We start from the raw sequence: 21037 nt of genomic DNA on the forward strand, positions 1-21037 counted from the left end.
CTTCGTTCTTCCGCGGTCAGGCGCGGTACACCTGCACCACCGAGGGTCGCGGAGCGTTGGGCACATCGCCGGGCGCCGTCGAGCCGTAGTCGGGGAAGCGTGACGTGGGAGCGGCGAATGTCCCGTTCTCTCCCGGATGCTGCACGGCGACGAAGACGAGGCCCTCCCTGTCGTGGATGACAGGCCCGCACGTCTCGGCCTCGCGGGGCACCGCGAGGAACTGCTGAACGTGGCCGCGCTCGGACCCTTCCAGCGGGACGAGGAACAGTCCGTCGTTGTAACCGATCGTGCTCGGGGCTCCGTCGGTGGAGACCCACAGGTTCCCCTGCGAGTCGAACGCGACGTTGTCCGGGCACGAGATCGGCGAGACCAGCTCCTTCGGGAACCCCGCGAAGTAGGAGTTCGCGAACACCTTCGGGTCTCCGCACAGCAGCAGGATGCTCCAGCCGAACGTCGTCCCCGCCTGGCCGGCCGTCTCGGTCATCTCGATCACGTGGCCGTACCGGTTGCCGGTGACCGGGTTCGCCTCGTCGAGCGTCGCGACCGAACGTGCCGAGTTGTTCGTGAGCGCCAGGTAGACCTTTCCGGTCTTGGGGCTCGGCTCGACATCCTCCGGGCGGTCCATCTTGGTCGCGCCGACCGCGTCTGCCGCGAGACGCGTGAAGACGAGCACCTCCTCCGTGGTGAAGCCGGGCACGACGCTCTCGCCGTTGCGCGTCAGCGGAATCCACTCGCCGCTGCCGTCGAAGAGCTGGTCGGCGGGAAGGGCGCCCGTGCCGGTGATCTCGCCGCGCGGCGAGTTGCCCCGGAACTTGGCGACGAACAGGTCGCCTTCGGACAGCAGCGTCAGGTTCTTCTTGCGTGAGCCCGAGAGTTTGTTCTTCGAGACGAACTTGTAGAGGTAGTCGTTGCGCTCGTCGTCGCCCATGTACGCCACGACACGGCCGTCCTCGGCGACGATGACGTTCGCGCCCTCGTGCTTGAAGCGCCCCATCGCCGTGTGCTTCTTCGGCGTGGATGTGGGGTCCTGAGGATCGATCTCGACGATGTAGCCGAAGCGGTTCGGCTCGTTGGCGTAACCGGGGTCATGCGCGTTGAAGCGGGGGTCGTAGGTCTCCCATCCCGTCGACGTCGATGTGGACGGGGTCGACTGGTAGCGCTTCTGCCCGGCGGTCTCCGCCTTCCACGCGAAGTAGCCGTTGAAGTTCTCCTCGCCCGAGAGGATCGTTCCCCACGGCGTCGTCCCGCCCGCGCAGTTGCCGAGCGTGCCATGCACCCACCGTCCCTCGGGGTCGGTGGCCGTCTTGACGAGATCCGTTCCTGCGGCGGGCCCCGTCAGCTCGAAGACGGTCTCGACGGTGATGCGGCGGTTGCGCTTGCCGCCCACGACGTAGCTCCACGGCTCGCCGACGCGCTTGCGACGGATCTCCACCACCGACATCCCTTGAGCCGCCTTGTAGATGTCGCCACGACGACGCAGTTCGACGGGGTCGGCGCTCGGCGCGAACATGAGGTTCGGGTTGACGTACTCGTGGTTGTTGACGAGCACGCCGGTCTTGCCGCTCGGGTCGGCGATGATGTCGAGATAGTCGCTGTTGTAGCCGAACTGCAGCGCCTGCGCTTGGGGCGACTGGGCGGCGAAGTCGAAGACGGGAGAGTTGGCGAACAGCGGATCGCCCCAGCGGATGATCGGCTGCCAGACGTAGCCTGCCGGCACGGTGAAGGCGTCGACGCTCGCTGCCACGGGCGCGATGGGCTCGAAGGCGAGACCCGCGGACGCGGGACGTCCGAAGGAGGCACCCGCGCCGCCGACGCCCGACGCCGATGCGGCCGAGACCGGCGCGCGTCCACCGGCGGACGCCAGCGCGACCGATACCGCGGCCGCGGCGCCCAGTCCGAGCAGAGCCCGGCGTGAGAGGGCCGCGTGAGCGACTTCCTGGAACGTCTCGTTCCGGGACGGATTGCACTCCGGGTTCATGCAGGCGTTGGCGCACTTGAGCTGGCAGGTCACCGCCGAGCGCTTGCCTCGTGCGTGCTCCGCGAGCGGAAGCGACCGGCGGTTGTTGTGGATGATGCTCATGTGCCCTCCCTGGCGATGCGTCCGCGCCAGCCTGACGGCCCGCTCGTACGCCAGAGGGAATCGCAGATGAACGACAGGCGACCGCCGGATGAGAAGCACTTCATCCGGCCGTCGTGCTCAGGCCGCGCGGGCGGGTCCTTCGGGGGCGCTCGGGAGGCGGTTGATCGCCCGGATGAGCCGGTAGAGCGAGCCGACCCGCATCGGGTTCAAGCGCATCACCAGTCGGGGCAACACGGCGCGTGGCTCGTCGTCCGCCTCCGCCCGCAGGGCCTCGGTGCGCTCGATGCGCCCGGATGACAGGAGCCCCGCGAACTCGTCGTTGAGCGCTGAGATCTCCGCGTCGCTGGGCTCCGACTTGAGGCGCAGCACCAGGCGGTCGCCCACCCAGCGCAGCGAGTCGTAGTTTCGCCAGAAGTCGGTGATGGCGGCGGCCGCCTCCTCGACCGAGTCGGTGAGGAGGAGCCGATCGAAGTCATCGGGTGAGATGAGGCCCGATCCGGCGAGCTCATCGTCGACGAAACGCTGCAGTCCACGCCAGAAGGACCCGCCCGGCTTGTCGAGCAGCACGATCGGCGTCGGCTCGGCCTTCCCCGTCTGCTGCAGCGTGAGCAGCTCGAACAGTTCGTCCAACGTGCCGAATCCGCCGGGCACGCACACGAATCCGTGCGACTCCTTCACCAGCATGAGCTTGCGGGTGAAGAAGTACTTCATGGCGACGTTCCGCGAGTTCTCGGCGATGACGGCGTTCGGCCGCTCCTCGAACGGGAGTCGGATCGACACCCCGAGGGAGCGATCGGGACCCGCCCCCTCTGCCGCCGCCTGCATGATTCCCGGCCCCGCTCCGGTGACCACCATCCAGCCGCTCTCGGCGAGCGCCTCGGCCACCCTCGACGCGGCGAGGTACACCGGCTCATCGGGTTTCGTGCGCGCGGACCCGAAGATCGTCACCTTCGGCACGCCGGCATAGGGGGCGAAGTGCTGGAAGGCCGCGCGCATCTCGGCGAGCGCCGCCGTCGTGATCTTCAGGTCGAGTCTGCTCGCGCGGTCCAGGCCCAGTCCCACCCCGGTGGCCAGGATGCGCGCGATGAGGTCGGTGTTCTCGGTGATGCCGGCGTCGGCCATGACGCCGCGCAGGTCGTTGGTGACATCGGACGACACGGAGGCATGATCGTGCATGCCTCCAGGGTGCCACGCCCAGGCGGCCCGAGCCGGTGTCAGCCGCCCAGCCGCGCGACCGCGTCCGCGACCGAGACCACGTCGCGCTCACCCGACCGGCGATCCCACAGCTCGACCTGACCGTCGGCAGCGCCGCGTCCGACGATGACGATCTGCGGCACGCCCACCAGCTCGGCGTCGCCGAACTTGACACCGGGCGACACCTTGGGCCGGTCGTCGTAGAGGACGTCGAGGCCGGATGCCTCGAGCTCAGCCGACAGCCGCTCGGCCAGGTCGAACGCGACCGCGTCCTTTCCTGTCGCGACGACGTGCACGTCGAACGGCGCGACCGAGGCCGGCCATACGAGGCCCTTCTCGTCGTTGTTCAGCTCGGCGAGGATCGCGAGGATGCGGGTGACTCCGATGCCGTACGACCCCATCGTGACCGTGACGAGCTTGCCGTTCTCATCGAGGACCTTGAGCCCCAGTGTCTCGGCGAAGAACCGGCCGAGCTGGAACACGTGTCCGATCTCCATGCCGCGTGCGAGCTCGACAGGGCCGGAGCCGTCGGGCGCCGGGTCGCCGGCGCGGACGTTGGCCACCTCGACGAATCCGTCCCCGGTGAAGTCGCGCCCGGCCACGAGCGTGTGGACGTGCTTCTCGTCGATGTTGGCGCCGGTGACCCACGCGGTGCCGTCGACCACACGCGGGTCGAGCAGGTACCGGATGCCTGTGGCCGACTCCTCGCCGAGGACGGGGCCGGTCTCGGACCAGGGCCCGATGTAGCCCTTCACGAGCAGCGGGTTGTTCTCGAAATCCTGCTCGGTCGCCGGCTCGACGGCCGCGGGAGCGAACGCGACCTCGACGCGCTTGTCGTCGACGTCGCGGTCGCCGGGCACGCCGACGATCACGAGCTCGCGCGTGCCGTCGAGATGGGTGAGGGCGAGCACGACGTTCTTCAGCGTGTGGGCCGCAGTCCACTCGGTCACGCCGTCGGTGTCGGGTCCCGCGATGCCGGCCGCGGGCGGGTCCAGGTGGGCGTTGGAGTGATCGACGAGAGTCTGAATCGTCGGGGTGTTCGGGGAGTCGAAGATCACGGGCTCACCGAGGCCGTCGAACGGGATCGCGTCGGGAACGGTGGTCGTGTAGGCCTCGACGTTGGCTGCGTAGCCGCCGGCGGAACGGACGAAGGTGTCCTCCCCCACCGCGATGGGGTGGAGGAACTCCTCCGAACGGGCGCCGCCCATCAGGCCGTTGTCGGCCGCCACGATGACGTACTCGAGACCCAGGCGCTGGAAGATCCGCTCGTACGCGTCGCGCTGCGCCTGGTACGAGGCATCCTGACCCTCGTCGGTGTAATCGAACGAGTACGCGTCTTTCATCGTGAACTCGCGTCCACGGAGGAGGCCGGCGCGCGGGCGTGCCTCGTCACGGTACTTGTCCTGGATCTGGTAGATCGACAGGGGCAGGTCCTTGTAAGAGGAGTACAGATCCTTCACGAGAAGGGTGAACATCTCCTCGTGCGTCGGAGCGAGCAGGTAGTCCGCGCCCTTGCGGTCGTGAAGCCGGAAGATGCCGTCGCCGTATGAGGTCCAGCGACCCGACTGCTCGTAGGGCTCACGCGGAAGCAGCGCGGGGAAGTGCACTTCATACGCACCCGCGTTCGCCATCTCCTCGCGGATGATGTCCTCGATCTTCGCCTTGACCCTCAGTCCCAGCGGCAGCCACGTGAAGATACCGGGCGCGGCGCGGCGGATGTAGCCGGCGCGCACGAGCAGCCGGTGGCTCGTGACTTCGGCATCAGCCGGGTCTTCGCGGAGCGTGCGGAGGAAGAAGTGCGACAGACGGGTGACCACGAGGGTCAAGTCTATGGGGGCGCGCCGAAGGCGCCGGCGAGCGAAGCGAGTCCTCGCGGGGACCACCCCGCGATCAGACAAGCACAGCGCGCGCCGAAGGCGCCGGCGAGCGAAGCGAGTCCTCGCGGGGACCACCCCGCGATCAGACAAGCACAGCGCGCGCCGAAGGCGCCGGCGAGCGAAGCGTCCCCCTCACGGATGCATCATGCTCAGCAGGATCGACGTCAGCGCTGCGGCATCCGAGGCGGGCCGGATGAAGTCCGGTGTCACCATGAGCACGTTGACGCCGTCGGTGGCGACGACGACGCTCCCTGCCCCCTCATACCGGTTCAGCCCCGGGGCGATGACTGCGGCTTGCGCCCCGTCCACCGTGACCGGCTGCGTATCCGCTGCGTCGAGAGCGGTCTGGAACGCGATGGCGCCACCCGGCACCACGTCGATCCGGACGACCTCGCCGGAGCTCGAATCACCGCTTCCAGACGTGAAGTGCAGTTCGCACCAGCTCGTCGCTCCTGAGATGAGCGTGAGGTCGCTCTGCGCCTCGGTGGGCTCCCCGGGCGAACTCTGCGCGAGGAGCGCGACGCGTTCGAACCCGTACACGGCCGGATCCACAGCGGCGACGACCTCGTTGCAGTCCGGAAGCGTCCACCACTCGTCCGTCCGTGTCGCAGGCACGGGCGAGGGGTGGTCGGCGAGCCTTGTGGAGGCTTGTGTGAGCAGACCGTCTGCGGACGCCTCATTGACGCTGGTCTCAGCTCCGGTGACTCGAACGAGAACCCAGGTGTCATCGGCAAGCGCTGCCTGGGTGCACTCGACGCGCGAGCCGTCCTCTGCTACCGGGCGGCACCCCGTGGGGGTACCGGCGCGCAGCTCCTCGCTCACCACGGCGGAAGGGTAGGCGAGCAGGTGAACGATCGCCTCCAAGTAGGCGCCGTCGGACACCCACACGCAGTCGATTCCGCCGAGCACTTCGTTGGCGCCGGTCCTCCAGCGGTAATCCGACAGCATCATCGGGATGCCTGCAGCAACTTCGACCTCTCCGTCGCTGAGGGCGTTCTCACACTCGCCTTCGAACGCCACGTTCCCCTCCGCCGGGGGTCCAGGCGGGACCGTCGGCTCGGGGGCAGGCGCGGTGACGCTCGGCTCCGGGTCAGGAGTCGCGGTCGGGGTCGCGACGGGGCCGGGATCGGTGCCGAGGCCGATGAGGGATGCCGTCGCGATCGCTCCGCCGCTGATACCGGCGACCAGCACGAAGGCGACGGACGCCGCGATCACCTGCATGCGGCGCTGGCTCGTCGAGCGAAGGCGTTGCGCGCCGGCGAGGATCGTGTCGCGCATGTCCGCGTGCTCGCGCGGCGTGAGTTCCGGGTTCATGCCCATGCTCCTTCCATCGCCGCCATTTCGTCTCGCAGCTTGGCCTTTGCGCGCGCGAGCCGGGACTTGACAGTGCCGACCGGTATTCCCAGCGTCTCCGCTGCCACGCGGTCGGGGTAGCCTTCGAGCACGGTCAGGACGATCACGCTCTGCTCCCGCGCGGGAAGTCGCTTGAGAGCTGCCAGGATGCCTGTTTCGTCGGGTGCAACCGGGGCCTGCGTGTGGGGAGACAGCGGCGCGCGGACGAGCAGAGCGCGGTAACGCCGCGCCGAGCGTTCGAGGTTCCTCGCTGAGTGGGACACCGTGTTCAGCAGCCACGGAAGCGGCGATCCGTCAACGAGCCGTACCGTCTCGCGTTTGCGCCAGAGTTCGAAGAATGCGACGGCGACAGCGTCCTTCGCGTCCTCGCGCGCCGTGAGGAGGCGGCTGGCATGGCGGAATAGTCGCGCCTCATGGCGATCGAACAGGTCGCCCAGAGCGGACTCGTTCCCAGCCCTCAGCCGCGCCCAGAGGGCCGCGTCATCTTCGCTCATAACAAGTAGTGTCCGGCAACGGCGATTTCGTTCACACCCACTCGCTGCGCACCGGGACGTAGCCTGGACCGAGGACACCGATCATCGACCGGTCGGGGGCCGCGAGACTGAAGGGCAGGCGGATGGCCACCGTTCTCCTCACCGGATTCGAGCCCTTCGGCGGCGATGCCGCCAACCCGTCCAGCGAGGCCGTGCATCGGGTCGCTGCGCGATGGAACGGCCCGGAAACGCTCATCACCGCGATTCTGCCGGTGGCGTTCGGCGGGGCAGCACGCCGCCTTCGTGAACTGCTCGCCCTGCACGCGCCCGACGTCGTGATCGCCGCAGGACTCGCCGGTGGTCGCGCGGCGATCGGGATCGAGCGGGTCGCCGTGAACCTGATTGATGCCCGTATCCCCGACAACGACGGCGCTCAACCTGTCGATGCGCCCTCGATCGAGGGCGCGCCTGCCGCGGCGTTCGCAACCCTTCCGGTCAAGGCGATCGCGAAGGCGATCTGTGACGCCGGCATCCCCGCAGAGGTGTCGTATTCCGCCGGCACGTTCGTGTGCAACCACGTCCTCTTCACCGCACTCGACGCCGCTGCGCCCGGCACGCGCGCCGGTTTCGTCCACGTGCCATGGTCCGCCGAGGACGCACCGGGACCGGATGCCTCGACCCTGCCGCTCTCCGACATCGTGCATGCCCTCGAGATCGCCGTCCGCACGGCGCTCGATGAGCCCACCGACCTCCCCCTGCCGGGCGGCACGCTGCACTGAACGCGGAGCGGTCGACCGAGCGCGATATATTGCATATCGACCTGTCGTCGCGCGTCGACGACCCGACTCGAGGAGATCCCGTGAAGCTCGACCAGTTCCCCCGCTATCCGCTCACCTTCGGGCCCAGCCCGCTCCAGCACCTCAAGCGCCTGACGCAGCACCTCGGCGGCGCGCAGGTGTGGGCCAAGCGTGAGGACGTCTCGAGCGGGCTGGCCTACGGCGGCAACAAGATGCGCAAGCTCGAGTACATCGTTCCCGACGTGCTCGCCTCCGGCGCCGACACGCTCGTGTCGATCGGCGGCTATCAGTCCAACCACACGCGGCAGGTCGCCGCCGTCGCCGCCCACCTCGGGCTCAAGGCCCGCCTCGTTCAGGAGAAGTGGGTGCCGTGGGACAACCCGGTGAATGACAAGGTCGGCAACATCCTGCTCTCGCGGATGATGGGTGCCGATTCCCGGCTCGACGACGCCGGCTTCGATATCGGAATACGTGATTCGTGGAAGAACGCACTCGCCGAGGTCGAGGCATCCGGAGGCACCCCATACCCGATCCCCGCCGGCGCCTCTGAGCACCCTCTCGGCGGACTCGGCTTCGCGAACTGGGCGTTCGAGGTCGCGGAGCAGGAGAAGCAGCTCGGCGTGTTCTTCGACACGATCGTGGTCTGCACGGTCACCGGTTCGACGCACGCCGGCATGATCGCGGGATTCGCGGCGCTCGAGGACCTCACCGGAGTGAAGCGCCGGGTGATCGGCATCGATGCCTCAGCGACCCTCGAGAAGACCCGCGACCAGGTGGCGCGCATCGCGCGGAACACCGCCGAGCTCATCGAACTCGGTCGAGACCTGCGCGACGAAGAGATCCACGTGCTCGAGGGATGGGCGGGTGACCTCTACGGGATCCCGGTCCAGTCGACGATGGACGCGATCGCGCTCGGTGCCCAGCTCGAGGCGATGATCACCGACCCCGTTTATGAGGGCAAGTCCCTGGCCGGCCTCATCGACCTCGTGAAGAGCGGCGACATCGCGAAGGAATCGACCGTGCTCTACGCGCACCTCGGCGGCCAGCCGGCGATCAACGCCTACCACTCGCTCTGGAGCTGACCGAGAAGGGGTGTTGCGAGGGTCAGCTCTGCAGAGCCCCGAGAATCCGCTCCGCGACGAGGATCCGATCCGCCCCCTCGAGGCCGTAGACACCTATCAGGTTCACGCCGTCGGTCACAAAGAGGGTCGCCCAGGGCTCACCCGGGCGCGGGATCACCGCGCCGACAGCCCCCTCGACGTCGACCGCGACGGCCGACTCGAGTCCGGCGATCGCCTCCCAAGCCCAGGCACCTCCCGCTGCAAGGATCGCGGTCGGGAAGAAGCTATCGCCTCGCGGACCGCTGCCGTCGACGCTGAACCACGGGCAGACGACGGCGACCCCAGCTTCCCTGATCATCGCGTCCTCGGGCGCCTCTGAAGCTCCCCAAGGGTCTCCGTGCTCGTACCCGGTGCCGATGATCTCGTCGAGTCGGATGTCACGAGCGAGATCCTCGCACTCAGGGAGGAGAAGCCAATCGGCCTGGCGCTGTCGCGCCGTGCCCTCGAACGTCGCGCCGACGGTGCTCGCGACGTGCCCCGTGGCGCGCTCGAGCATCTGTGTCGGGAGGTCGTCGGACGCCGCAAGCGCCTGGGTCATCACCCAGTAGTCCCCGGCGAATGCACTGGCACGGCAGACCGTGCCGTCGGACGACTCTTCGCAGCGCACCGGAGAGTACGCGTCGACGAAGGCGGGGGGAACCCGATCCGCGGGGAGGATGATCACGCTCAACGAACCGGTTCCGGCGGTGAATATGTTCTCGGACTGCCAACGGCATTCGATCCCACCCAGCGTGCCGATCGACACACGCCGCATGTATTCGGTCGGCAGGTCGTAGGTCGTCCACCCCGCGCCGAGCAGGTCGTCGAGCTGGGGTTCGGTCAGTACCCTCGTGCATGCGCCGGCGGGCGAGGTCGGTGCGGCTGACGGCGTCGGCGCAGGCCCGGGCGTCGGTGTAGCGGTCGGGGAAGAATCATCACGCGGCGCCGCAGCTGTCGGCGTTGGCGTCGGCTCCTGCGTGGGAACCCACGCGCCGGGCGCCGACGCCGGTGCCGCGGCGTTCCCGAGTACCACGACGAGAGCGACCACGAGCAGAATCCCCAGCAGCGCGGCGACGCTCGACAGCACGACAACCGCACGTTTTCCCATGACAGGAATCATCACTTGCCGGCCCGACCGGCGCAGCACCTCATCGACAACAATCCGATCACGCCCATGCCCATGACGGCATGCGTCCGCAACCCGTCAGTCGACCTTCGCTCATGCCGAGGGATCGGTCACGGCCCGAGCTCCCCCACGACGGCCGCGGCGACGTCTTCGGCCGAGGAACCGACCACGGTCACGCGATTGTCACCGACGACCGCGAGGACCGCGGTGCTGCGTGCACTCGGGCGGTCGTCGAGCACAAGGAAGAAGGCCTCATCTGCTCCCGCGATCTCGATGGGCCTGGCGTTCACGTCGTCCAACTCCTCGATCGAGGGCGTCTGGGCGCCCGGCATGACGATGACCTCGGTGGCGACCAGGTCCGCCCCTTTGTATTCGTGCCAGGCGCACGACTCGATGAGACCGTTCGCGCGTATGACCTCCCAGGCCGGGCCGTCCGACGTCGCATCGGATGGGAAGCCGGGCTCGGGGGCGCTCATCGCCGCCGCAGCGGCGACGGTCCCCTCCAGGTCCTCGCAGGAGGGAGGACTCCACCAGGTGGTGGCCGGCGGGCTGGGTACGCCCAGGAGCGTCTGGGATGAGAGATCGATGATCGACGAAAGCATCTCGTCGACGGCCTCAACCAGTGTGGCCGCCTCCTCGTCGCCGAGCGGTCGCTCGGGAGCCAGGGAACGGGCCACGTCGACCCGGACCCACGTCCCGTCGTGCGCCACAGCGCGGCCGCAGATCCCGAAGCCGTCGCACTCGAAGGATGATCCCTTCGCGACGACTTCGTCGGGCACGATCTCGGCCGGGAAGATCGTCACGCCCATCCAGGGGATCTGCGACGACGGCGATATCCATGCGCACGCGATGCCGCCGAGCAGCGCGGCGGGCGCCGGGGAGGAGGGGAGAACATGCCCGAGCGGCTCGACGGACGGTGCCGCTGCGGTCCCGAACACTGCTTCCGCCGCGGGCACCGACAGAAGCGCATCGCAGTCGCCGTCGAGAGGGACTTTCGGAGCGGGAGCCGCCTCGGTCGACGGTGAGGGCGATCTCGTCGACTCGACTCGCGGTGCGGCGGTTGGCTCCGCTGGTGCGGAGCAGCCCACGACAACGAGGGTCGCTACGGCGATCAGCGTCATGGAGGAGAGGCGATGGCGGCGCACGGATTGATCATCGCATGGTTCGGCGGTCCGTTCGGTCCGCTGTCCACAACGACGAGATCGCCCCATGCCGACCGCGGAATACCTCTTGCTCGCTCGTCCTATCCCGCGAGGACGGACAGCATCCGCTCCGCGATCGGCACCAGGTCCGACGTCGTGGCATTTGTGAGCTCGACGACATTGGCACCGTCTGTGGCGTAGAGCCACACCCGGTCGTTGGCGACCTCGAAGGTCACCGCACTGACCGCACCGTCGACAGGGACGGGAACGGCCCCCTCCGTCGCAGCCAGGCGGTCCCAAGCCCAGGATGCCCCCGCACCCACCGTGCCGGTGACGATGAAGCTGCGCCCGCCCGGGGCGCTCCCATCCACGCTGAACCAGGGGCAGGTGAGACCGACTCCGGCGGTGGTGAGCATCGCCTCCTCAGGCTGCTCGACCCCCTCCCAGTACCCGTTCACATAGCCGCTCCCCAGCGATTTCTCCAGTCGCATCGCCTCGGCGAGGGCGTCACAGGCCGGGAGCGTCGCCCAGGTCTCCTGCCGGTCGGCCGCGACGCCGTCGAATCGATCGCCGACGGTTGCCGCGGCCTCATCTGCGGCGCGCGCGAGGAATCCTTCCGGCATGTCTTCTGACGAGCGGTATGCGCGCGTCATGATCCAGTAGTCGCCTGACCGCTTGCCGATCCGGCAGCCGAGCGCGTCGTACGAGGGGTCGCATCGCTCCTCGGCATACGCCGCCGCGAACGCGGGCGGTACCTGGGCGACGGGAAGAATGACGACCCCGAGGTCCCCGACCGTTCCGTCGGCGGAGTACCACTGGCACTCGAGCCCGCCCAGCGTACCGAGGGACACCTCGCGCATGCTGGGAAGGGTGGGCCCATTCCACGTGTCGCGGTACTGCGCCTCCGGCATCCATCCCGCTCCGAGCAGCCCGTCGAGCTGGGTGGCGGTGAGCACCTGGGTGCAGTCGCCGCCGAGTGGCACCGTCGGCTCGATCACCGTCTCGACAGTCGGGGTGGCGATCGTGGCCGGTTCGGTGGGGGGCGGTGCAGGGCGACCCGAGGCCTGCGCGTCGCGCGTGAACAGAACCGCCAGAGCGATCGCCACCATCACCAACAACAGCGCGGCGATCATCGCCAGCACTGCCACGCCGCGCTTTCCCATGGCGGATATCGTCGCATCTCTTCGAGATGGCCCCAGCACCCTGTGGACAACGATCCGATCACGCGCATGCCCACGGCGGCATGCGCGTGACCCCCAGTCAGGCTGGCGCTGCCTCCAGAGCCGCCGCGATCATCCGGTGTCCTTGTGCCTCGAAACCGGCGTCGGCCACTCGGCGCGCCCACGCCGCGGTGGCCACCGCCTCCCGCAGCTGGACGAGGCGCCAATGCGCCGGCTCGCGCGGGTCTCCTCCGTAGCCCTCGAAGAATGCGACCTCGCATTCCGGTGAGTCCAGCCACTCCTGGGCGGCGAGGCGAGCGAAATCGGTGTCGGCCGAGCGCATCGCGAACCTTCCCAGATCGATGACGCGCACGCGGTCCCGATCGACCAGCCAATTGCGCGGCTGCCAATCCCCATGCGTCGGCACGAGAGGGGGCTCGGATGCCTCGGCGCTCCGCAGCGCCTCACGAATACGAGCCTCTACTTCCGGCGCGATCGCGTGTGGTCCGTCCAGCCACTGCAACGTGCGGCGGGTGGCCGCGGCATCCGCCCCCTCCTGCACGACGCGCGCCTGATCGTGGAACCGGCGGAGCAGCGCGCCGGCGCGGCGATGAACCTCCGGATCGGTGGCGGCGGAGGTGCGGTACGCCAGGCGTCCGGGGAGGTAGCAGAGGACGAGCAGGCGGTGGGCACGATCAGCGTGAACGACACGCGCCGCACTCTCGTCGCGCCGCCACGCAGCGACCCGATCCACGCCGCCGTCGAACCCGTGCGCATCGAGCTCACGACCGATGTGGTGATCGGCGGGGCCGCCGGCCTTGACGATGTACTCGGCTCCTCCCGAACACACGTGGAGGACCGTCGTCGAACCGTCCCGCCAGCTGAGGTCGGCGATGACGCGGCACTCCGGGAGCCACGCGCTCACCAGTCCGAGCTGCGAGGGCGGGAGCCGCGAGAGGATCATCCGCTCAGCTGGTGACGACCTGGGCGGTGCCGACCGGCGCGCTCGGTCCCATCTCCTCGGCGATGCGGTTCGCCTCTTCGATGAGAGTGGCGACGATCTCGGCCTCGGGCACGGTCTTGATCACCTGGCCCTTGACGAAGATCTGGCCCTTGCCGTTTCCCGAGGCGACCCCGAGGTCGGCCTCGCGGGCCTCACCGGGACCGTTGACGACGCATCCCATCACCGCGACGCGCAGCGGCACGGTCATGTCCTTGAGCCCCTCGGTCACGTTGTCGGCCAGGGTGTAGACGTCGACCTGGGCGCGTCCGCACGAGGGGCACGAGACGATCTCCAGCTTGCGTTCGCGCAGGTTCAGCGACTGGAGGATCTGGTGGCCGACCTTCACCTCTTCGGCCGGCGGCGCCGAGAGCGAGACGCGGATCGTGTCGCCGATGCCCTCGCCGAGCAGGATGCCGAAGGCGGTCGCGCTCTTGATCGTCCCCTGGAACGCCGGGCCCGCCTCGGTGACGCCGAGGTGCAGCGGCCAGTCGCCGCGCTCGGCGAGAAGCCGGTACGCCTGCACCATGATCACCGGGTCGTTGTGCTTGACGGAGATCTTGAAGTCGTGGAAGTCGTGCTCCTCGAAGAGGGAGGCCTCCCACACGGCACTTTCGCACAGCGCCTCGGGCGTGGCCTTGCCGTACTTCTCGAGCAGGCGCCGGTCGAGCGAGCCCGCGTTGACGCCGATGCGCAGCGACACCCCCGCAGCCTTGGCGGCAGCGGCGATCTCGCCGACTTTGTCGTCGAACTGCCGGATGTTGCCGGGGTTCACACGCACCGCCGCACAGCCGGCGTCGATCGCCTGGAAGACGTACTTCGGCTGGAAGTGGATGTCGGCGATCACCGGGATCTGGCTCTTCTTCGCGATGATGTGGAGCACATCGGCGTCGTCCTGAGACGGCACCGCGACGCGCACGATCTCGCAGCCGGACGCCGTGAGCTCGGCGATCTGCTGGAGTGTGGCGTTGATGTTGGTGGTCGGCGTGGTCGTCATCGACTGGACGCTGACGGGAGCGTCGCCGCCTACCAGCACCTTGCCGACCTTGATCTGGCGGCTCTTGCGGCGAGGGGCGAGCGTTACGGGGACCTTGGGCATCCCGAGATTCACGGCTGGCACGGTCCCAGCCTACGCGGGCGGAGAGCGTCGGGGCTGGCCGTGGGCTGGGTGAACGCGACGCTCCTGCGCCGCCCAACTCGGTGTATCTTCCCGGTCATGACGGTCAACCACCTCTACGCGCGCATGACGGGCCGCGATCCGCATGAGGCCCATCGCTCGGCCACGCCGTTGGAGCTGCTGTTCGACCTCGTGTTCGTGGTCGCCTTCAGCCAGGTCGGCACGCAGATGGCGCATTACCTGGAGCTCGGCCATACCGGCACGGCGCTGCTCGGCTGGTGGTTCGCGGCGTTCGCGACGACCTGGGCGTGGATCAACTACTCGTGGCTCGCGTCCGCGTACGACACCGACGACATCTACTTCCGCGTCGCGACGATGGTGGTGATGATCGGCGTCCTGATCGTCGCCCTCGGCGTGCCGGATGTTTTCCGCTCGATCGACGAGGGCGGCAACCTCAACAACGGCGTCATGGTCGCCGGATACGTCATCATGCGGATCGCCACGATCGCGCTCTGGCTGCGGGTGGCGCGGGATGATGAGAAGCGCCGGCGGACGGCACTGGCATACATCGCGAACATCTCGATCGCCCAGGTCGGCTGGATCGCGCTCATCTTCCTCAACCTGCCGCTGGGCACCACGCTGATCTTCACGACGGTTCTCGTGCTCTTCGAACTGGCCGGGCCGCTGTTCGCCGAGTTCCGGTTCGGCCGCACGCCGTGGCATCCGCATCACATCGCCGAGCGGTACGGACTGCTGCTGATCATCACGCTCGGCGAGGTGATCCTCGGCACCATCCTCGCCATCTCCGCCGTGGTGGAGGTCCAGGGGTGGACGTTCGAGACCGCCCTCGTGGCGTTCGGCGGCGTCGCACTCGCGTTCGCGATGTGGTGGATGTACTTCGCGATCCCCTGGGCGATGGTGCTGGAGCACCACCGCGAGCGCTCCTTCACCTGGGGATACCTGCAGATCCTGATGTTCGGCTCCGTGATCGCTGTCGGCGCCGGCCTGCACGTCGCCGCCTATGTCATCTCCCACGATGCCCACGTCGACGCGGTCTTCGCGGCGCTCTGCATCGCGATCCCGGTCCTTGGCTTCGAGACGATGCTCTTCGTGCTGTACTCGCTGCTGCTCATGCAGGTGGACCCGTTCCACGTCTGGCTCTACCTCGGGGTGATCGCCTTCCTCACCGCCGGAGTCGTCGCGGTGGCCCTCGGCGCAACGCTCGGAGTCGGCATCCTCCTCATCGCGTGCTCCCCCGTGGTCGTGGTCGTCGGCTACGAGACGGTGGGCTGGCGTCATGGCCAGGAGATGCTCGCGAAGGCGACGACGCCGAGCTGATCCGAGGCGTCATCGAGCGGATGCCCCGGCACGCCGTGTGATAGGTTCACCCCATGTCCGCGCAGCTCACCTGGTGGCTCACCGCATAGGCGGTGGGTTCGCGCGACCACAGACCGCCCTCGGGCGGTCTTCTTTTTCGTAGGGCTGACCGCCCCCACGACGAAAGACCGACCATGACAGGGTCCGCCCTCACCTCCCTCCGTGATCTGGCCGCGCGCGGCATCCCGTTCGCTCTCATCGCGCGTGACGGCGCAACGGTCGAGGTCCTCACCGGCGATGTCGTCGACGTCGACCTGCTCGCCGACATCCCGCTGCACGATGACGCAGGCTCACCGCGGGAGGTTCTCGCACTCGTCCCCTTCCGTCAGGTGCGCGAACGCGGTTTCGAGTGTCACGACGATCGCGCGCCGCTGCGGTGCCTCGTGGTGACCGAGCACACCGCGGTCTCGCGAGACGCCGCGCTGGCCGAGTTGCCGACCGACCCGGTCCCCCTCGCGGATGCCGGCTTCGACATCGCCGACGAGGAGTATGCCGACATCGTCCGCACCGTCATCGCCGACGAGATCGGGCGTGGTGAGGGAGCGAACTTCGTCATCCGGCGGGACTTCACCGCCGCCGTCGACGCCGATCCGACGCTTGCGGCGCTCACCTGGTTCCGGGCCCTCCTCGAGTTCGAGCGCGGCGCGTACTGGACGTTCGCCGTCGTGACACCCGGACACGTCGCCGTGGGTGCGAGCCCCGAGGCCCACGTGTCGGCACAGCAGGGCGTCGTGACGATGAACCCGATCTCGGGCACGTTCCGCCATCCCGCAGGCGGCGCGACACCGGAGGCGCTGACCGATTTCCTCGAGTCGACCAAGGAGACCGAGGAGCTCTTCATGGTCGTCGACGAAGAGCTGAAGATGATGAGCGCCGTCTGCTCCGACGGCGGACGCATCACCGGACCGCATCTCAAGGAGATGTCGCGCCTCACGCACACCGAGTACGTTCTGCGGGGTCGCAGCCGCCTCGATCCTCGCGACATCCTGCGCGAGACGATGTTCGCACCCACCGTGACGGGCTCGCCCATGCAGAATGCCTGCACCGTCATCACGCGGCACGAGCGCACGCCGCGCGGCTACTACTCCGGCGTCGCCGCCCTGTTCACGCCCCGAACGGATGCCGCGACCGACGTCCCGTCGCACGACCTCGACGCGCCGATCCTCATCCGTACGGCGTATCTCGTCGATGGCCGGCTGCGCGTGCCGGTCGGCGCGACCCTCGTGCGCCACTCGGATCCCTATGGCGAGGTCGGAGAGACGCACGGCAAGGCGGCAGGAGTGCTGGGGGCGATCGGAGCGATCGCCCGCGATCCTTCGACGAAGCTCGCGGCCAGCGACCCCGCCGGCGCCTCCGTCGCGCAGACCGAGGCCATCGACGAGGACGCGCCCGCCGCCGAGCCGCGCCGTCTCGCCGACGATCCGGCGATCGCCTCGCTCCTGGCCTCTCGCAACGGCCGGCTGGCGTCGTTCTGGCTCGAGCCGCAGGGCTCCGACAGCGGGCCGTTCGACGGCCGCAGCGCCATCGTCGTCGACGCCGAGGACCGCTTCACGACGATGCTCGCGCACCAACTGCGCCACCTGGGCCTCGACGCCCGGATCGTGCCCTGGAACGAGGTCACCGACGCCGACGTCGACGGCGCCGAGCTCGTCGTTTCGGGCCCCGGCCCCGGCGACCCCCGCGACCCGGCGAGTCCCCGTCTGCGGCGTATGCGCGAGGTCGTCGCACGTCGCCGGGCCTCCGGCCGACCGCTTCTCGCGGTGTGCTTGAGCCACCAGATCCTCGCCGATTCGCTCGGCATCGACCTCGCCCCGCTGGCCGCGCCGCACCAGGGCCTCCAGAAGACCGTCGACGTGTTCGGGGAGCCCGCCTCCATCGGCTTCTACAACACCTTCACCGCCCGCGTTCCCGCAGGCACGTCGGTCATCGGCGACACCGAGATCGCGGCGGATGCCTCGACCGGCGCGGTCTACGCGCTGCGCGGACCGGGGTACGCGTCGGTGCAGGGGCACCTCGAGTCGATCCTGTCGCGGGACGGCATGACGACGCTCGAGCGACTCGTCTCGCACGCCCTCGAGCCCGTCGCGTCCTGAAGCGGGGGCGTGGACCGAGTCCCTGATCTCAGCCGGTACACGGACTCACCGGCGGGCGCGCTCGGCGAGCAGCCGACGCTCGGCCTCGTTCGCGGTGAGCTCGAGGGCCATGAGGTCCTCGGCGAGCGCCTCATCGCGGCGCCCCAGGTCGCGCAGCAGCGACGCCCGGACCGCGTGCCACAGGTGCGACCGCGCCAGCGGTCCGGAGAGCGCATCGACCTCGGCGAGCGCTGCGTCGGGGCCGTCGATGCGCGCGAGGGCCACCGAGCGGTTCAGGCGCACGACGGGCGACCGGTCGTACGCGAGCAGCATGTCGTAGAGCGTGAGCACCTGCAGCCAGTCGGTGGCCGAGGCATCCGGAGCATCTGCATGGCAGGCCGCGATGGCGGCCTGCAGCTGCCACCGCCCGGGTCGGCGCAGACGCGCGGCTCGCTCGAGCGCGGAGCGCGCCTCGCCGAGCAGCGCCTGATCCCAGCGCGACCTGTCCTGGTCGGGCAGTAGCACCAGCGCTCCTCCGACGGCGCGCGCCGCTTCACGGGCACGGTGGAAGGCCAGGAGTGCGAGCAGACCGAGTGCCTCCGGCTCGCGGGGCAGCGCGAGCGCGACCACGCGGGCGAGCCACAGCGCATCGTCTGCGAGGTCCCGATCCGCCGAGGCATCACCGCCGGCGACGAGGTGCGCCTCGCTGTACATGACCGAGATCGTGGCCAGCACGATGTCGAGCCGCTCCGCGCGTTCGGCGCCTTCGGGGATGCGGAGCGGAATGCCCGCGGCGCCGATCTTCCGCTTGGCCCGCACGATCCGCTGACTCACCGCCGCGTCGGCGCTGAAGGTCGCCCGCGCGATCTGCGCGGTCGTGAGCCCGCACACCGCGCGCAGCGTCAGCGCGAGCTGCGCGTCGGGCGACAGCGCCGGGTGGCAGCATCCGAAGAGCAGCGGGATCCGCTCGTCCGCCTCGCCGGGCTCACTGTGTGACGCAGACGCCGTCGGGGGCGTCGCCGCGAGCGCCGGCATCCGCTCTCGCAGACCGCGATCCCGCCGCACGCGGTCGAGCGCGTTGTGACGGGCCGCCTGCAGCAGCCACGCCCCCGGCTTGGGCGGGACCCCCTTCACGCGCCACGCGCGCAGCGCCTCCTCGACCGCCTCGGCGACGGCCTCCTCGGCGATGTCGAGACTGCCGAAGGCTCGGGTGAGGGTGGCCACGAGCATGCCCGACTCTTCGCGGACGACACGGGCGAGATGCAGATCGGATGCCGCGGCACCGCCGCCGCTCGGGCGAGGAGCCGCGGCATCCGACTCGTTCACTGCTCGAACTGGCTGTAGTCGACGATCATCGGACGCACCTCGACGGCGACCCCCGGCAGCTCGAGCGCCGGCCACGTCTTGGCGATAGCGATCGCCGCGTCGAGGTCGGGCACATCGACGACGCTGAACCCTCCGATGACCTCTTTCGCCTCGGAGAAGGGGCCGTCCGCGACGACCGGTCCGTCTCCGCCGTGCTTGACGGTCGTCGCCGTCGTCACCGGATGAAGCTCCGCGCCGGAGTCGTCGAGGTGGTCGGCGTGCTGGCCGAACCACTCGAAGATGCGGCCGTACACCTCCTGGGCGCGCTCGGGCGGAACAGCGGCGTCGAGTTCGGGCGTGCTGGTGAACATCAGGACGTACTTCACGGTCGGAGTCCTTTCGTCAGTGGAACCGTTTCATCTCCACAGCGAACGGACAAGACCGTTTTCGACAGCCTCGGCGAAATCTCCTACGGACCGAACAGCGAGACCGGGTTGATGATGTCGGCGAGGATCAGCACGCCGCCCATCGTGATGAGCGCGATCACGACGACGAAGGTCACCGGCACGAGCTTCGTCGCGTCGACGGGCTTCGGGGGCGGGCGGTGGAAGAGCTTGGCCCACGTGCGCTTGATGCCGTCCCACAGCGCGACCGCGACGTGGCCCCCGTCGAGCGGGAGCAGCGGAATGAGGTTGAAGACGAAGAGCGCGATGTTGAGCGAGGCCAGGAGCGACAGGAATCCCGCCAAGCGGTTGAGCACCGGTGCCTCCGCGGCGGCGACCTCGCCCGCGATGACCCCCGCTCCGACGATGCTGAGCGGGCCGTTCGGGTCGCGCTCTGCGCCGGTGACGAGGGTGACGCCCGTCTCCCACACCTTCACCGGGAGCTGCCAGATGATCCCGGCGACCGCGGCGGTGTTCTCGATCGCGGCCTGCGGTCCCGCCCAGATCGGCGCACGCAGGTACGCCACCTCCTGGCGGATGCCGGCGATGCCGACCTCCTCGGTCTGCGGCTCGCCATCCTCTCCGAGGACAGGGTTGCCCCGCTCGTCGGTCACGGTCTGCTCGGTCGCGACCGGCGTCAGTGTGAGCGTCTGCTCCCCGCCGTCGCGCTGCACCGTGATGGCGATCGCCTGGCCCGGAGAGGACTGGATGATCGCGGCGGCGTCGGCGAACGTCGCCACCGATTCGCCGTCGACCGCCACGATGACATCCCCGGGCCGGATGCCCGCGGCCGCGGCGGGAGCGGCGGGATCGGATGCCTCGCACTCCGTTCGCTCGGACGACGCGGGAATGATGCACTCGCTCACGCTGGACACGGTGGTGGTGGCCGTCTGCACCCCGATCCCGGAGAGCAGGATGGCGAAGAGGACCATCGCGAACAGCAGGTTCATGATCGGGCCGCCGAGCATGATCACGACGCGCTTCCAGACGGCGAGCTTGTAGAAGACCCGATCGTCATCCTCGCTGAGGAGGGTTTCGTCGTTGGCGGCGCGCGCGTCCTGCACCATGGTCGCGAAGAAGCCTCCGCCCGCACGGCCGGCCCGCTGGCCCGCGGAGGCGGCGGCGAGCTGCCTGGGCGATGGCGGATACATCCCTGCCATCGAGATATAGCCGCCCAGCGGGATGGCCTTGAAGCCGTACTCGGTCTCGCCGATCCGGCGCGACCACAGCGTCGGACCGAAGCCGATCATGTACTGCCCCACCCGGACGCCGAACTTCTTCGCCGGCCACAGATGGCCGAGTTCGTGGAGCGCGATCGACACCGCCACGCCCACGGCCATGAGCACGACGCCGATCACGAAGGCGAGAGTTTCCACACGTTCACGCTACCCGCGTCGGGCTTTGAGTTGGCCGTGACACCT

The 21037-nt window shown here is 69.1% G+C and carries 17 protein-coding genes; 4 read left to right on the plus strand and 13 right to left on the minus strand.

The features are described 5' to 3' along the window. Nucleotides 1–16: 16 nt before the first annotated feature. The 5 genes from HF323_RS04970 to HF323_RS04990 all read right to left on the minus strand — a co-directional run bounded on the left by HF323_RS04970 (nucleotide 17) and on the right by HF323_RS04990 (nucleotide 6998). Nucleotides 17–2080, minus strand: a complete 2064-nt coding sequence (locus HF323_RS04970; protein WP_169581491.1) for a PhoX family phosphatase — start codon at nucleotides 2078–2080, stop codon at nucleotides 17–19. Between the two features lie 117 nt (nucleotides 2081–2197). Then, nucleotides 2198–3256 (minus strand): TIGR00730 family Rossman fold protein, encoded by a 1059-nt coding sequence (locus tag HF323_RS04975; RefSeq protein WP_169581492.1) that lies wholly within the window; start codon nucleotides 3254–3256, stop codon nucleotides 2198–2200. 38 nt (nucleotides 3257–3294) lie between these two features. Then, entirely contained in the window at nucleotides 3295–5091 is a 1797-nt protein-coding gene (locus HF323_RS04980; protein ID WP_169581493.1) for a proline--tRNA ligase, read from the minus strand. Between the two features lie 192 nt (nucleotides 5092–5283). Beyond that, nucleotides 5284–6465, minus strand: a complete 1182-nt coding sequence (locus HF323_RS04985) for a hypothetical protein (RefSeq protein ID WP_169581494.1) — start codon at nucleotides 6463–6465, stop codon at nucleotides 5284–5286. Next, complete coding sequence (locus HF323_RS04990) at nucleotides 6462–6998, minus strand: RNA polymerase sigma factor (RefSeq protein ID WP_169581495.1); 537 nt, start codon at nucleotides 6996–6998, stop codon at nucleotides 6462–6464. The genes HF323_RS04985 and HF323_RS04990 overlap by 4 nt, the downstream gene beginning before the upstream one ends. A gap of 122 nt (nucleotides 6999–7120) precedes the next feature. On the opposite strand from HF323_RS04990, the gene pcp reads away from it, so the two are divergent. Continuing rightward, nucleotides 7121–7756 carry a pyroglutamyl-peptidase I gene (gene pcp, locus HF323_RS04995; RefSeq protein ID WP_169581496.1) on the plus strand — a complete coding sequence of 212 codons (636 nt, stop codon included), beginning with the start codon at nucleotides 7121–7123 and terminating at the stop codon, nucleotides 7754–7756. 80 nt (nucleotides 7757–7836) lie between these two features. Further along, on the plus strand, nucleotides 7837–8856 hold the full coding sequence (locus HF323_RS05000) for a 1-aminocyclopropane-1-carboxylate deaminase (RefSeq protein ID WP_169581497.1): 1020 nt from the start codon (nucleotides 7837–7839) through the stop codon (nucleotides 8854–8856). A 22-nt stretch (nucleotides 8857–8878) separates the two neighbouring features. On the opposite strand, the gene HF323_RS05005 is transcribed toward HF323_RS05000, so the two are convergent. From HF323_RS05005 to ispG, 5 genes are all read right to left on the minus strand, one after another. After that, entirely contained in the window at nucleotides 8879–9982 is a 1104-nt protein-coding gene (locus tag HF323_RS05005; protein ID WP_169581498.1) for a hypothetical protein, read from the minus strand. 128 nt (nucleotides 9983–10110) lie between these two features. Next, a complete protein-coding gene (locus HF323_RS05010) occupies nucleotides 10111–10938 on the minus strand; it encodes a hypothetical protein (protein WP_169581499.1) in 828 nt (275 codons plus the stop codon). Nucleotides 10939–11243: 305 nt separating this feature from the next. Continuing rightward, nucleotides 11244–12305, minus strand: coding sequence for a hypothetical protein (locus HF323_RS05015; protein WP_169581500.1), 1062 nt, complete (start codon nucleotides 12303–12305; stop codon nucleotides 11244–11246). A gap of 97 nt (nucleotides 12306–12402) precedes the next feature. Beyond that, nucleotides 12403–13266: a phosphotransferase gene (locus HF323_RS05020; protein WP_169581501.1), complete on the minus strand. Its 864-nt coding sequence runs from the start codon at nucleotides 13264–13266 to the stop codon at nucleotides 12403–12405. Nucleotides 13267–13270: 4 nt separating this feature from the next. After that, the gene (ispG, locus tag HF323_RS05025) at nucleotides 13271–14401 is read right to left on the minus strand and encodes a flavodoxin-dependent (E)-4-hydroxy-3-methylbut-2-enyl-diphosphate synthase (RefSeq protein WP_169582105.1); all 1131 of its coding nucleotides are present in this window, start codon (nucleotides 14399–14401) and stop codon (nucleotides 13271–13273) included. Nucleotides 14402–14518: 117 nt separating this feature from the next. On the opposite strand from ispG, the gene HF323_RS05030 reads away from it, so the two are divergent. Together HF323_RS05030 and HF323_RS05035 are read left to right on the plus strand one after the other, a co-directional pair. After that, nucleotides 14519–15757 carry a low temperature requirement protein A gene (locus tag HF323_RS05030; RefSeq protein ID WP_169581502.1) on the plus strand — a complete coding sequence of 413 codons (1239 nt, stop codon included), beginning with the start codon at nucleotides 14519–14521 and terminating at the stop codon, nucleotides 15755–15757. Between the two features lie 173 nt (nucleotides 15758–15930). Continuing rightward, nucleotides 15931–17889, plus strand: a complete 1959-nt coding sequence (locus tag HF323_RS05035; RefSeq protein ID WP_169581503.1) for a chorismate-binding protein — start codon at nucleotides 15931–15933, stop codon at nucleotides 17887–17889. 45 nt (nucleotides 17890–17934) lie between these two features. Here HF323_RS05035 and HF323_RS05040 read toward each other — a convergent pair whose 3' ends face one another. The 3 genes from HF323_RS05040 to HF323_RS05050 form a co-directional block, all read right to left on the minus strand. Beyond that, nucleotides 17935–19194 carry a DUF6596 domain-containing protein gene (locus HF323_RS05040; protein ID WP_317451000.1) on the minus strand — a complete coding sequence of 420 codons (1260 nt, stop codon included), beginning with the start codon at nucleotides 19192–19194 and terminating at the stop codon, nucleotides 17935–17937. Further along, nucleotides 19191–19559 (minus strand): YciI family protein, encoded by a 369-nt coding sequence (locus HF323_RS05045; RefSeq protein WP_169581504.1) that lies wholly within the window; start codon nucleotides 19557–19559, stop codon nucleotides 19191–19193. Before HF323_RS05045 ends, HF323_RS05040 begins: the two co-directional genes overlap by 4 nt. Before the next feature lie 83 nt (nucleotides 19560–19642). Beyond that, on the minus strand, nucleotides 19643–20992 hold the full coding sequence (locus HF323_RS05050) for a site-2 protease family protein (RefSeq protein WP_169581505.1): 1350 nt from the start codon (nucleotides 20990–20992) through the stop codon (nucleotides 19643–19645). Nucleotides 20993–21037: the final 45 nt, after the last annotated feature.

The organism is Microbacterium sp. MF43 (assembly GCF_012847295.1).
GTDB lineage: Bacteria > Actinomycetota > Actinomycetes > Actinomycetales > Microbacteriaceae > Microbacterium.